At 60.3% G+C, this 12,893-nt stretch carries 13 protein-coding genes; 2 read left to right on the forward strand and 11 right to left on the reverse strand.

The features are described from left to right. On the forward strand, positions 1 to 362 hold a 362-nt coding region (locus tag BGIM_RS50650), incomplete at its 5' end, for a transposase (RefSeq protein WP_040888893.1). Between the two features lie 49 nt (positions 363 to 411). Here the strand turns inward: BGIM_RS50650 and BGIM_RS0116025 are convergent. From BGIM_RS0116025 to BGIM_RS0116045, 4 genes are all read right to left on the reverse strand, one after another. Further along, positions 412 to 1,755: a hypothetical protein gene (locus BGIM_RS0116025; RefSeq protein ID WP_020470765.1), complete on the reverse strand. Its 1,344-nt coding sequence runs from the start codon at positions 1,753 to 1,755 to the stop codon at positions 412 to 414. A gap of 160 nt (positions 1,756 to 1,915) precedes the next feature. Beyond that, positions 1,916 to 2,626: a response regulator gene (locus BGIM_RS0116030; RefSeq protein ID WP_157369045.1), complete on the reverse strand. Its 711-nt coding sequence runs from the start codon at positions 2,624 to 2,626 to the stop codon at positions 1,916 to 1,918. After that, a complete protein-coding gene (locus BGIM_RS0116035; RefSeq protein ID WP_157369047.1) occupies positions 2,623 to 3,747 on the reverse strand; it encodes a sensor histidine kinase in 1,125 nt (374 codons plus the stop codon). Before BGIM_RS0116035 ends, BGIM_RS0116030 begins: the two co-directional genes overlap by 4 nt. 394 nt (positions 3,748 to 4,141) lie before the next feature. After that, positions 4,142 to 5,653: an FAD-dependent monooxygenase gene (locus BGIM_RS0116045; protein WP_020470769.1), complete on the reverse strand. Its 1,512-nt coding sequence runs from the start codon at positions 5,651 to 5,653 to the stop codon at positions 4,142 to 4,144. A gap of 120 nt (positions 5,654 to 5,773) precedes the next feature. On the opposite strand from BGIM_RS0116045, the gene BGIM_RS0116050 reads away from it, so the two are divergent. Continuing rightward, the gene (locus BGIM_RS0116050) at positions 5,774 to 6,781 is read left to right on the forward strand and encodes an ABC transporter ATP-binding protein (RefSeq protein WP_020470770.1); all 1,008 of its coding nucleotides are present in this window, start codon (positions 5,774 to 5,776) and stop codon (positions 6,779 to 6,781) included. 147 nt (positions 6,782 to 6,928) lie between these two features. Here the strand turns inward: BGIM_RS0116050 and cysN are convergent, their stop codons facing one another. From cysN to BGIM_RS0116085, 7 genes are all read right to left on the reverse strand, one after another. Further along, positions 6,929 to 8,857 carry a sulfate adenylyltransferase subunit CysN gene (gene cysN, locus BGIM_RS0116055; RefSeq protein WP_020470771.1) on the reverse strand — a complete coding sequence of 643 codons (1,929 nt, stop codon included), beginning with the start codon at positions 8,855 to 8,857 and terminating at the stop codon, positions 6,929 to 6,931. Beyond that, positions 8,857 to 9,759, reverse strand: a complete 903-nt coding sequence (gene cysD / locus BGIM_RS0116060) for a sulfate adenylyltransferase subunit CysD (RefSeq protein ID WP_020470772.1) — start codon at positions 9,757 to 9,759, stop codon at positions 8,857 to 8,859. Before cysD ends, cysN begins: the two co-directional genes overlap by 1 nt. A 263-nt stretch (positions 9,760 to 10,022) precedes the next feature. Next, positions 10,023 to 10,229, reverse strand: a complete 207-nt coding sequence (locus BGIM_RS0116065; protein WP_020470773.1) for a type II toxin-antitoxin system HicA family toxin — start codon at positions 10,227 to 10,229, stop codon at positions 10,023 to 10,025. After that, positions 10,226 to 10,456, reverse strand: a complete 231-nt coding sequence (locus BGIM_RS0116070; protein ID WP_020470774.1) for a type II toxin-antitoxin system HicB family antitoxin — start codon at positions 10,454 to 10,456, stop codon at positions 10,226 to 10,228. Before BGIM_RS0116070 ends, BGIM_RS0116065 begins: the two co-directional genes overlap by 4 nt. Before the next feature lie 126 nt (positions 10,457 to 10,582). Beyond that, positions 10,583 to 11,056 carry an RrF2 family transcriptional regulator gene (locus tag BGIM_RS0116075; RefSeq protein ID WP_020470775.1) on the reverse strand — a complete coding sequence of 158 codons (474 nt, stop codon included), beginning with the start codon at positions 11,054 to 11,056 and terminating at the stop codon, positions 10,583 to 10,585. Between the two features lie 72 nt (positions 11,057 to 11,128). Beyond that, complete coding sequence (locus BGIM_RS0116080; protein WP_020470776.1) at positions 11,129 to 11,857, reverse strand: phosphoadenylyl-sulfate reductase; 729 nt, start codon at positions 11,855 to 11,857, stop codon at positions 11,129 to 11,131. A gap of 148 nt (positions 11,858 to 12,005) precedes the next feature. Continuing rightward, positions 12,006 to 12,809, reverse strand: coding sequence for a carbon-nitrogen hydrolase family protein (locus BGIM_RS0116085; protein ID WP_020470777.1), 804 nt, complete (start codon positions 12,807 to 12,809; stop codon positions 12,006 to 12,008). Between the last annotated feature and the right edge of the window lie 84 nt (positions 12,810 to 12,893).

Below are 12,893 nucleotides of genomic sequence, written 5' to 3' on the forward strand. Positions count from 1 at the left end.
TTTATGATTTGCGCTGGCAGATCGAACTGTTCTTCAAGGAGTTGAAAAGCACATTGGGCTTCGCCCAATGCCGCCTGCGCCGGTTCGAGGCGACGGAGGGATGGCTGGAGCTGGTCCTGGTGACGTTCCTGTGGCTGGAGTGGCATCGGGCGAGGCAACTGGCCAAGTCCGGCCTGACGACGAAGCAGAAAGAGCGCTGGCGACACCAGCGAACCCACGGCCTCTGCCTGGCGGTCCGCCGCCACAGCGAACAGGCCGACTTGGAATACCTGGCCCGCGCCATGCAAACACCCGGCGGAATCCGGCGTTTGCGACGAAAACTCCGGCAGGCCATCCCGGCCGAGTTTCGCACCGCCGGATAAAAAGCGCAACTTCAAAACTGGCGCGTCGGGCTATGGGAATACAGCAGGGTTATTGCGCCGTCTTTGGTGTTTCAAACGTCACCGGCACCACCCAGTTGGCTTCCCGCAGGTAGCGGTACAGGTGGTTGATCGGCGGCTTCGGGTTCAGGCCGTCGGCCTCCACGTCGCCGTTTTCGGAGGCCACGATGTCAAAATGCTCGGCGCGGGATTCGAGCGAGGCGAGGATTTCTTCGCGGGGCATCGGGTAAACGTAGATTTTCACATTGGCCGCGAACAACTTCCCCAACCCCTCCAGCAAACGGCCGGGGAGCTTGGGGTAAAACTCATCGTCCAGCACGCGGGCCAAAAGCGAGATGCCCATCGTGAACCGCACCGGTTCGGAACTGAACCGGCGCAGATGATCCACCAGCAAATAACCTTGGGGCAGCGAACTCACCAGCACCACGCCGAGGCCGGACAGCAGGCCGATACGCTCCAGCACTTCGTCGTCGCTCGGGCCGTCCCCGCCGACAGGATTTAACGTCATTTCCAACACACGGACGGGTTCCCGGCCCAAGGGGATGCCTTCCGCGCACAGATGATGCTCGGCAGCGTCGAGCATTTTGCCGTGGAACGGCTCCAGCGTGGCAAACCGGCCTCGCTCCAGGATCATCGGCCGCTTCCGCAGGACGCTCGAAGGGTCAATGAGGTTTCCCGTCGCGTCAAAGGTCATCACTTTTGACATCCCGTGGCGCAACATGTACAGAGCGCACCGACGGGCATCGAAACACGCCATCGCGGGACCGGAGAATTCCAGAGTGTCGACTTCCAACCGGCTGAGGGACAGGTCGTCCCAAATGGCGGCCAGCAATTCTTCCATCGAATTGCGATGATGATGGACGGCGTGAATCAGGTTCACGCCGAGAATCCCGAGGGCTTCCTGCTGCCGTTCGTTGGTGCGGTCAATCAGCGCCACATGCAGGATGATCTCGTTGGGTTCGCCGTGCGGCTCGCTGAGAAACCGCAGGCCGACCCACGCATGTTGCTCGTTGTCCCCGGCATAATTCCGGGCCGAGGCGGTGTCCCCGAACACGAAGAATTTTTTCACGTCCCCGCAGGAAGGCTCCAACCGGCCGGTGAGTTTCTTGAACTCATAATCCAGCATTTTCAGCAGGCGTTCCTTGGAGACATACCGCGTCCCGGCGCCGTAGATGGCGTCGCTAACCGTCTTGTCGTAGGCAGAGATTGTCTTCGCCACCGTCCCGGAGGCCGCCCCCACTTTGAGGAACCAGCGGGCGACTTCCTGCCCGGCCCCGATTTCGGCGATGGTTCCGTAAATGTCCGCGTCAAGGTTGATGGCCAACGCCTTGGAATGGGTGTCGGCCTTGAACTGAGGAGTAATGTTTGCGCTCATGACGACCATTGTAGAATGGCCGGGGCGAAGGGGGACAGGGGCGAAGATGACAAGATGACAAGGTGACAAGATGACAAGGTGACACGGAGACGCGTCACCTGGAAAAGAAAACAGGGAGCCGAGGCTCCCCGTGTTCCGGTTGTTGATTCGCAAACCTGGTTCAGGATTTGCCTTGCACGGCGGTGAAGAGTTCGGCCATGTTCATGCCGAGGGCGAGGCAGATGCGATAGAGGGTTTCGATCGAGGCCGAGTTTTTGCCAAGTTCGATCTGGGACAGATAGCCCAGCGAAACGCCCGTGCGGTTGGACATTTGCTGAAGGGTCATCTTCAGCCCCTTGCGGCGGTCGCGGATCACCGAGCCGAGCGTTTCCCGCAGGGCTTCTTCGGTCATCCGCAGGAGGCCCTTGGATTCGAGGCAGCGAACCACGAGGTTCCGCATCTGGTCCGGCTGGAAGGGCTTGGTCAGGTAGTCATAGGTCCGGGCGCGGAGACAGCTCAGGGCGCTTTCGACGGACGGATAGGCCGTCACCACGATCACGCTGGCTTCCGGCTGATGGTCGCGAACCCAGGCGAAAATCTGCTCGGCGTTCAAGCCCGGCAGGATGTAATCCATAATGATCAGATGGTACGACTGGCCCTTGAGCCAGCCTTCCACCTGACTGGGATCCGACAGGGTGTCGATCATGAAGCCTTCGTTCCCCAGCAGCGTGCGGATGAACGTACAGACCGACGCGTCGTCGTCGAGAATCAGGATGCGAATCTCGCCGGAGGCTTGAAAGTCGGCGAGACCGCCCGTCGGGGACAGGCGCTGAACCGGCGGCGGCGGCGTGACGGAATCAAACGGCGCGGGTGGCATGCGAAGACTACTCATGTTGCGGAACCTCCGGAAGAACGGCTGTTGCTCACGGCGGGAGCGGGAGATCCGGCCAGCGGCAGCACCACTTTGACAGTGGTCCCCCGGCCCGGTTGCCCGTCCACCTGAACGCCGCCGCGGTGTGCGTAAAGCATTCGATAAACCACCGAGAGACTCAGCCCGCGGTGGCGAAACTTAGTGGTGAAAAACGGCTCGACAAACATCCGGCGTCGGGCGTCGTCTGTCAGTCCGGGGCCGGAATCCCGGATGACAATCTCCACATTTGGTCCGGGCGTGGGCTGCCCCAGAAATCCGTCAAAATCCTCGGCGGCCAGTTCGACCAGCCGGGCGGTCACCGTCACGGTCCCCCCCTTGGGGGAAACCTCGGCGGCGTTGTCCAATAAGTGGCCGACCACCAGTTGCACCGCCCCGGATTCCATCGCCACCGGAGGCAGCGTGGCGGGGACGAACACATCAATCTTCAACGAATGATGCGTCTTGTTCACCCGCGTCACCTCGCGGGTGATGGCGGGGGGCACGGCGGCGGGGAACGGCTGGGCCTTCCCCCCCCGGCTCAATTGGTGCAACTGCACGTTGAATTTCATGCCGTGTTGCGCGGCCACCTGAACTTCATTCACATTCTGACCGGCGGCCGAATTTGGCGACAGCGTTTCCAAGGCCAGCGAGGCGAAGCCGGTCACCCCTTGGAACACGTTGTCGAAATCATGGGCCACGCGGCCGGCCACGCGGCCGGCGTCTTCCAGTCGTTGGGCGATGCGGGCCTGGTCGGCAAACGGGGCGAACAGCCGGCCGAACATCCCGGACACTCCCAGGGAGTGCGAGAGTAATTTCAACCAATCCACATCGGTCGCCGTGCCGGCCACCGTGAGCAATCCCGGTGTTTTGCCGGGAATGTTCACGGGATATTGCATCGCCGGGCGGGTTGTGTCGCCGGAGGCGCCCGAAAACACCGCGTACCCTTCGGAGGGCCACCGAAAAGCGACCCCGTCAAGCTGGAATGACGTTCGCACATCCGACAAAAGATCCACAAGGGAAGTCCATTTGCCGGTGTCTCCCAGCAAATGATTCATCAACCCGAGTTGAGTGTGCTTGCCGATTTCCGCCACTGGGGTGCTCACGTTGGTTTCGCTCTTGCCCGCAAGACTGTTATATTCCGTTCGCACCAAACACTTTGAACATGCCAGTATCTAGTTCATGCCACACAAGAGTCAAATCGTGTTGTAGCGAATAGTACGAATGTTCCGGCGTGTGTGTAAATGGGATGACTGGGGAATTCAACATAAACCAGCAAAATTGTTCCGGTTGAGGTAAATTGACCGTCTGGATAAGATAAATCATTCCGTTCGAGAATGGTTTACAATGGTTAAATTCCGCATCCTTCCCATTTTGACGGATAAAACTTCTTCCCAAGCAAAACCTGTCTTCAATTGGGTGGCAGTTTTTTTCCGGCGCGGCCAAAAACACCGGCTTCATTCAGAGCTGACGCCCGCCAACGAGCACTGACGGCCGTTTTTATTGCCCCGCAAAACCAAGCCGCTCCCAATAGGCCCGCATCCCCTCCAAGTCCGGTCCCTGATGGGTGTGGCCGATGTGACCATCTGGTCGCACCAGCCACACGGTGTCTTTCTCCAACCCGGCGTGTTTGGTGGCTTCGTTCCAAGGCCATTCATGGATCGGCAGTTTCATCTTCGCCGCGAATTCGCGGAGTTCAGCGGTCGGCGTTCCGTAAACGTGAATTTGCCAGTCGAGGGATTCCAACGGCTTGAAGTTGTCGATTCCCTCGACCCATGGCAGGCGGTCGCCGGCATGGACTCCGCCGACAGTGCCATCGCTCAACGGGCTTTCGCGGTAAGCGATTCGGGTTTGCGAAACGAGTCGAAACTGCGCCCGCCGGACGGCTTGGAACCCGAGGGCAAACGGAAGAACATAAGGGGCGACGACCGTCCGTATCATCCGGGCCATGAAACCGCGTCCGACGATGGCCTCGAAAACCCGGTCCGTCGTGGCGACCAACGACCGGGCGAACGGAAGCCGCTCGGCCTCATAAGAGTCCAGCAGACTGGCGGCCGCCTTCCCTCCAAGAACGGCGGCGAGTTTCCAAGCCAGATTCACCGCATCGCCGATGCCGGTGTTCATTCCCTGCCCACCCGCCGGACTGTGAACGTGCCCGGCGTCCCCGACGAGGAATACGCGCCCCTCCCGGAAGTGATCGGCCACCCGGTGATGGATGCGATAAGTGGCGAACCAATTGACACGGGTGACCTGCGTTCCCGTCACCTTTTCGACGCCCGCCCGAAGATCGTCAAATCCAATGTCTTCGCGGTCCCCAAGGGCCTCGGGCACCAGGCCGATGAACCGGAACTGGCCTTCCGTCCGCACCGGGAAAACAAGACAAAAACTCTTCTCGGCCAGGTGGGCGTTGATGTCGTGGGTGGTCCAGTTGCCTTTGGCCTCGGCATCCGCGACGTAGAAACGCTGGTCATACGTTCCGCCCGGAAAGCCGATATTCGCAGCATGCCGCACAACACTATGCGCGCCGTCGCAGCCACAGAGATACGACCCGGCCCAAGTTTCCTCGCCGCCGGCTTTGCGAAGGACGGCCCGCACGCCCTCGGCGTTTTGCGTGAAGCCAGTCAGTTCCGTGTTCCATTCAATCGTGTGACCGGCCGCGCGGAGGTGATCGGTCAGGAAGCGTTCGTGATCGTCTTGCGGGAAGCTGAGGACAAACGGGTACGGGCTTTCCCCTTTGCCCACTTCCCCCAAGGGGACGGTCACTAACTCGCCCGATTCATTGCGGAGGTGAAGATGATCCATCCGGAAACCGGCGGCAATCACCTCGTCGGCCAGGCCGAGTTGCCGGTAAAATTCGAGAGTCCGTGCCTGCACGGCCATCGCCCGCGACGCCTCGCCGGGCCTGGCCTTCCGATCAATCAACCGGAAGGGCGTTCCGGTCTTGGACAGCCAGAGGGCCAAAACCAACCCGGTCGGGCCGGCTCCGACGATCAGCACTTGGGGTTCGCCCATCGCACGCCTCCCGAATCGTCCATGATGTTTCCCTGATTAATAGTCGGCGATCATGACCGCCAACAATTCTCAGGCTCGATGCTTTTGCCCTCCGCCTGGCCGCTCTCCTACACTGGATGAATGAGTGAATTCGCCATCCAGACGCGCGACCTGACCCGCACCTACACCAAAAAACGCCGGGGTTGGTTTCGCCGCAAGCCCGCCGTTCCGGCCGACACCTTCACCGCCCTCGCCGGGGTTTCCCTCGAAGTCCGGCCGGGTGAACTCTTCGGCCTGCTCGGTCCCAACGGGGCGGGCAAGACGACCCTCATCAAGATTCTCACCACCTTACTGTCCCCCACGACCGGACAGGCGTTCGTGGACGGCCTCGACGTGGTGACGCAGGCGAACGAACTGCGGCCCCTCATTAACATGGTCTCCGGCGGGGAATCGAGCGGCTACGGCATCCTGACCGTGCGGGAAAATCTCTGGCTGTTCTCGCGGATTTACGGCGTCGCCAACGATCTGATCCGCTCCCGGATGGAGCGTCTGCTCAAGGTGGTCGATCTCACGGAAAAAGCCGGGAGCCGGGTGAGCCACCTCTCCACGGGCCAGCGCCAGAAGATGAACTTTTGCCGGGGCTTCATCACCGACCCGAAGATCCTGTTCCTCGACGAACCGACCCTCGGACTGGACGTGACCGCCGCGCGGGCCATCCGCGATTTCATCCGCGAATGGATGGGCGAGGACCCCCGGCGAACTCTGTTGCTGACGACGCACTACATGGCCGAGGCCGATGAATTGTGCGACCGCCTGGCGATCATCGACCGGGGCAAAGTGCTGGCCTGCGACACCCCGGCGAACCTCAAGAAAAAGGTTCAGGAATACCCGCTCTTCACCCTCACGCTCTCGCCGGGACCCAAGCCCCTCACCGGCGTGAACACCCTGCCGGGCGTGCATCAGGCCACGCAAACCGAAACGCCGACGACCGTGGTGTTAAAGGTTTCTCTTCGGGAAGAATCCGCCATCGGCACGGTGGTGCAACATATTGTCTCCTCGGGCTGCCTGATCCAGTCGTTGGAGAAATCCCAGCCGACGCTGGAGGATGTGTTCATCGAATTGGTGGGGCGAAAACTGGAAGATGAGTGAGGGGTGGCCGTCGACTGACGTTTCTTGGATTTGTCCGGTTCCGTGCTTGGAAGTGACGATCACGGGACGCGCTTCTCTCCGCAAACCCTCTGAGTCGCGGCTGACACCGAGGGGGATTATCGCTGCGAACGTCAGATTGTCCCCTGTTTAAAACAGCGGTTCGCCCCGGTCGCGGTCGAGGATGCCTCGCTGGCGGAGGTCGGCGACGATGCGTTCGGCGGCGGTTTCGTGGGACATCGTGGTGGTGTCGATGTGGATGTCCGGTTCTTCGGGCTTTTCGTAGGGGGAGTCGATGCCGGTGAAGTTTTCGAGTTCGCCGGAGCGGGCCTTGCGGTAAAGGCCCTTTTCGTCGCGGCTCTCGGCCACTTCCATCGGCGTGTCGATGAACACTTCGATGAATTCACCCGGCGGCATCATGGCCCGCGCGGCCCGGCGTTCGCTGCGGAACGGCGAGATGAAGACCGCCAGCACAATCAAGCCGGCGTCCGTCATCAACTTGGCCACCTCGGCGGAACGGCGGATGTTTTCAACAACGCCCACATCATCAAAGCCGAGGTCTTTGTTCAACCCGTGGCGGACGATGTTGCTTTCCAGCAGGAATGTGTGCCGGCCTTCCGCAAACAACTTTTTCTGGACAAGCTTGGCAATCGGCAGTTTGCCCGCCCCCGAGATGCCGGTGAACCAGACAATCGCGGGCGTTTGTCCCTTGAGCAAGGCTTGGGCCTGCTTGTTGACCTCAATCGCCTGCCAGTCCACCTTGGTCGAACGCTTCAAGGAAGCGCGGATCATCCCGGCGCCGACTGTGTTGTTCGTGATGCGGTCAACGAGGATGAAGCCGCCGGTGTCGCGGTTCTCCGTGTAAGGATCGAACGGCACGGGCCGGTCGAGTTCGAGTTCGCAGACGCCGATCTCGTTGAGTTCCAGTTTCTCGGCCGGCGTTTGTTCGAGCGTGTTGACGTTGACCTTGTGCCGCAACGGCATCACCGTCGCGGTGACGGTTTTCGGGCCAATTTTCAGGAAATAACTTCGCCCGCGAAGCATCGGCTGCTCGGCCATCCAAACAACGGTCGCCTCGACGGCATCCGCCACTTGGGAGGGGGCATTGGGCGGGCAGAGCAAATCGCCTCGCGAGATGTCCACCTCGTCGGCGAGCGTCAGCGTGATGGACTGGTTGGCCACCGCGTGATCAAGATCGCCGGTCGCGGTGACGATCCGCGTGACGGTCGTTTCCCGACCGGAGGGCATCACCCGGATGCGTTCGCCGGGCCGGATGACCCCGCCGGTGATGGTGCCGGCGAAACCGCGAAAATCGAGGTTCGGCCGGTTCACCCATTGCACCGGCAACCGGAAAGGCTGCATTTGCAGGCGTTCTTCGTCGATGGCCACCGTTTCGAGGAGGTGCATCAACGTCGGGCCGGAATACCACGGCGTGTTCGGGCTCTTGTCCACAATGTTGTCGCCATGCACGCCGGAGATGGGCATGGCGTGGATGTTTTGGAGGCCGATCTTCTCGGCGAAACCACGGTATTCGGCGACGATCTTGTCGAACGTCTCTTGGGAATAGTCAACCAAGTCCATCTTGTTGATGGCGAGGACGACGTGCCGGATGCCGATGAGCGACACGAGATAACTGTGCCGCCGGGTCTGGACCAGCACGCCTTTGCGGGCGTCGATCAGAATGATGGCGAGGTCGGCGGTCGAGGCGCCCGTCACCATGTTCCGAGTGTATTGTTCGTGCCCCGGCGTGTCGGCCACAATGAACTTGCGGCGATCCGTGGAGAAGAAACGATAAGCGACATCAATGGTGATGCCCTGTTCCCGCTCGGCCGCCAGACCGTCGAGCAACAAGGCGTAATCGATCTCGCCGCCGCGCGTGCCGACCTTTTTGGAGTCGGCCACCAGTGAGGCCAGTTGATCCTCGAAGAGCATCTTCGATTCGTACAACAACCGGCCGATCAGCGTGCTTTTGCCGTCGTCCACGCTGCCGCAGGTGATGAATCGAAGGAGGCTCTTGGTTTCGTGCTGTTTCAGGTAGGCGTCGATGTCGGTGGCGATCAGGTCCGAGACGTGAGCCATTAAAAATACCCCTGTTGCTTCTTCTTTTCCATCGACGCGGCCGAATCGTGATCGATCATCCGTCCCTGTCGTTCGGAGGTGGTGGTGAGCAGCATTTCCTGAATGATCTGCGGCAGCGTCGTCGCGTTGGATTCGACGGCCCCGGAAAGGGGATAGCAGCCGAGCGTCCGGAACCGCACGTTCTTCATCATCGGCTTCTCGCCCGGCGCGAGCTTCATCCGCTCGTCGTCCACCATGATGAGGGTGCCGTCCCGGTTGACGACAGGCCGTTCGGCCGCGAAATAGAGCGGCACAATCGGGATGTTCTCAAGCTGGATGTACTGCCACACATCCAGTTCGGTCCAGTTGGAAATCGGGAAGACGCGGATGCTCTCCCCCTTGTTTTTGCGGGCGTTGTAGAGCCGCCAGAGTTCCGGGCGCTGGTTCTTCGGGTCCCAATGGTGGGTGGTGGTGCGAAATGAGAAAACCCGCTCCTTGGCGCGGGACTTTTCCTCGTCCCGCCGGCCGCCGCCGAAGGCTGCGTCGAAGCCGTATTTGTCGAGGGCCTGCTTCAATCCCTGCGTCTTCCACATATCCGTGTGGACTTGCGAACCGTGGTCGAATGGGTTGATGCCGAGCGCCTGGGCTTCCGGGTTTTGGTACACCAGAAGATCTATCTTCATCTCGGCGGCCATACGTTCCCGCAGCGCGTACATGTCCCGGAATTTCCAGGTCGTGTCCACATGCAAGAGCGGGAACGGCGGCGGCGCCGGATAAAATGCTTTGGCGGCGAGGTGCAACATGCACGCGCTGTCTTTGCCAATGGAATACAACATCACCGGCTTGTCCGCCTCGGCCACCACCTCACGCATGATGTGGATGGCCTCCGCCTCAAGCCGCTGCAAATGGGTCAGCACACTCATCATTTCTCGACATGTGGCAGGACGGAACATTAGCCGGGAAAGCTCCCGTCTGGTTTCGTCCGACAATCCTTGCTACCTACGAAGCGATTTTTATAGCGATCCGATACCCCAACCCCAACGTCTTTCGCCGGACGCCAGCCAATCGCTTGCTTGGCTGGCAATGCCGTCTGGCAGGACCACCCCTGACAAAGCCGATCACCTAATCCTGGATTTGACACACCAGAGCAAATTCCCTTTGAGAACAGCCAACCATGCCCGCAAGATCACAGGTCATCATCGGTCAATCCGGCGTCCCGCATGATGCTCCGTTGAGTGCCGGGCTTCAAGTCATCGTTGCCATGTACAGGCACCGTGGTCCGTCGCCCGGTGGATGAATGCCGGTAAATGTGGTGGCTTCCGCTTACGCGAGCCAGTGTCCAGCCACGCTGTTCCAAAATACGGCACATGCGTTTGCCGGAAATGGTTTTCACGGCTGTCCCAGCCCCGCATCCTCATGAGCGACGGCCAGCCAACCCTCGGCAGCCTCGCGCAGATTGGCCCGCACCTCGTCCAGCGTCTCGCCTTGGGTGTGGCAGCCGGGCAAGGCGGGGATGGATGCCGAATACCCGCCGACTTCCGGTTCGGGCCGGACAATGGCGATGAGTGTGACCGGCACATCAATGATGACTGGCGGCGGAGTGGCGACGACGTGGTTCATGGTTGGAATCTTCCAATCTGTGCAGGACACAGATATTTCAGCGGGCCGTCGATCACAGCCTTTGAGCATATGCCGATCAGGGGCAAACCGTGCCCAATGCAGATCATTCTACCCAATCCCCAACTCTTAAATCTGGTACATCAAATCCGATTCCCCCTGCGACCGGGCGACCATGTCCGCGAGGGTGGTGGTTTCGAGGATCTTGCGCTGGGCTTGCTGCACGTCGGCCCAGAGGCCGTGGACGGCGCGAATCAACGCGCTGGAGTTGCTGTCGTCGCCGCCGCGGATCGGGTCGGCCGGGTCGATCACCTGCACGATGTCCGCGATGGTGATTTGTTCTGGCGACCGGGCCAGGTGATAGCCGCCGGCGGCTCCGCGAATGCTTTCCACCAGCCCGGCTGCCTTTAGTTGCAACAGGATTTGCACAAGGAAGCGGTGGGAGATATTGTGCTTCTCCGCGATCGTCTTGAGGCGCAACGGGTTGGGATCGCCGTGATGGGAGGCCAGTTCCAGCAGGGAGACACAGGCATACTCCGTCTTCGCGGAGAAGAGCGAACTCCGGGAAGTCTTGGGGATCGCTTCGTCGTTGTCAGCCGCCATATGCCTTTTACCTCTTCATCACCGAGGAGTCGTCGCTAACAAGCGAGCCGGGTCGCGTCAGCCAACCATCACCTATGTCCCCGACCCCTGCTCCTGCTCGATCACATGCAGGCCGCATTCTTTCTTCTTCGAGCCGGCCCAGCGGCCGGAGCGTTCGTCAGCGCCGTCTTCCACCGGGGCGGTGCAGGGCTGGCAGCCGATGCTCGGGTAGCCGTGGTCGTGCAGCGGGTTGTACGGGACGTCGTTGTTCATGATGAACTTCCAAACGTCCTTTTTGTTCCAGCGGAGCAACGGGTTGTATTTCACCACGTTGAATTTCGCGTCCCATTGCACCACGCCCGCCGCCTTGCGGTGTTCGGTCTGGTCGCCTCGGATGGCGCTGATCCAAGCGGCATAGCCCTTCACCGACCGCTTCAAGGGGATGATCTTGCGATCAAGACAGCATTGGTCCGGCCGGGAGATGTACAGCGGGCCGCCGTGGAGTTTTTCGTATTCCTCGACGGTCGTGTCCGGCTTCACCATCTCCACGGCGATGCCGTACTTTTGGAGGATGTGCTCCCGCAGTTCAAGCGTTTCCTTGAATTGATAGCCCGTGTCCAGATTGATAATCCGCACGTTCTTTTCAATGTCGGCCAGCATGTGCATCAAACAGCAACCCTCGGCTCCGAAGGCCGTGGCCATCATGAGCTTGGGGTGAAAACGCCGGACGGCATCCGCGAGGATTTCTTGCGGCGTCTTGCCGTCCAACTCTTGATTGATGGCGGCAATTTCCTCGTCGGATGGTCGTGTGTTTTCCTGCATGGAGTCACTTATTCCCTTTGGCGACAACTATCATCATCGGCATTATGATGATTAGAGGCAACTCCTGCTTTGAGGTTTCACAGAAAGTCCGGAAGGGCCGGAGCTTTTTTCGTGGTGTCATTGTTCGGGCTGTGGTAATTTTCAGTTTTCACTCCAAGCCGGCCTCCCGATATCGCTCCGGCGCATAGCGGCCGGCGAGCAACCCGGTGGCTTCCCCGGTGTTGATCGACTGCACCAAGACGCCTTCCTCTCCATACGGCAGATACGCCTGGCACAAGCCGGACGGGGCGATGAGGGTGGTGGCCGATTCTTGGAAACGCAAGGCGTAATTGACGCTGGCAAAGTAGATGGTGTTTTCCCGGCTGCGCATCATCATCGCCTTTTCGTAATAAGGCGAGTCGGCCGCTCCCCATTGCGTGAGGAGGGCGCCTTGATGGTCGCTGCCCGTGTGATGGGGATGAAAGACGATCTTGGCGCCCCGCACGGCCGACCAGCGCACCGTTTCGGGATAGCGCCAGCCCTCATGGCAGATCGAGATGCCGAACTTCACGCCGTTGATCTCAAAGAGCCGCCGGGTGTTGCCGGGCACGTAAAACGGGTCTTCGCTTGGGTCGATTTGGTTCTTGGTTTGCCACCCCAGAATCCGGCCTTGCGCATCCATCACGACGGAGGCAATTTGCCGGCCGACCTCCGTGAGTTTTTCCGTCCCCAAGATTGCGGCCACCGAATATGCTCGCGTCCATTCGGCCACGGCCCGGAGCATCTTGTCCTGCTGCGACTGATCGAAGGGCAACACGTCAAAATCCTGCCCGCGCAAACCGGGGAGATAAGCTTCCGGGAAACAAACAATCTCCGCGCCTTGGGCCGAGGCTTCGGAGAGGAGGTGTTTGATTTTGTCCAAGCCCTCATCAAGAGAGGAGGCGACCCGAGGCGTCGCCAAGGCGATCATCATGGGAAAAGACTCCATGAAGGACTGTTTCACTCGCACAAAAGAGAAGAGAAGCAGACATCTCGCACAAAGCCGCAAAGGACGCGA

It is taken from the genome of Zavarzinella formosa DSM 19928 (assembly GCF_000255705.1).
In the GTDB taxonomy this organism is placed as follows: domain Bacteria; phylum Planctomycetota; class Planctomycetia; order Gemmatales; family Gemmataceae; genus Zavarzinella; species Zavarzinella formosa.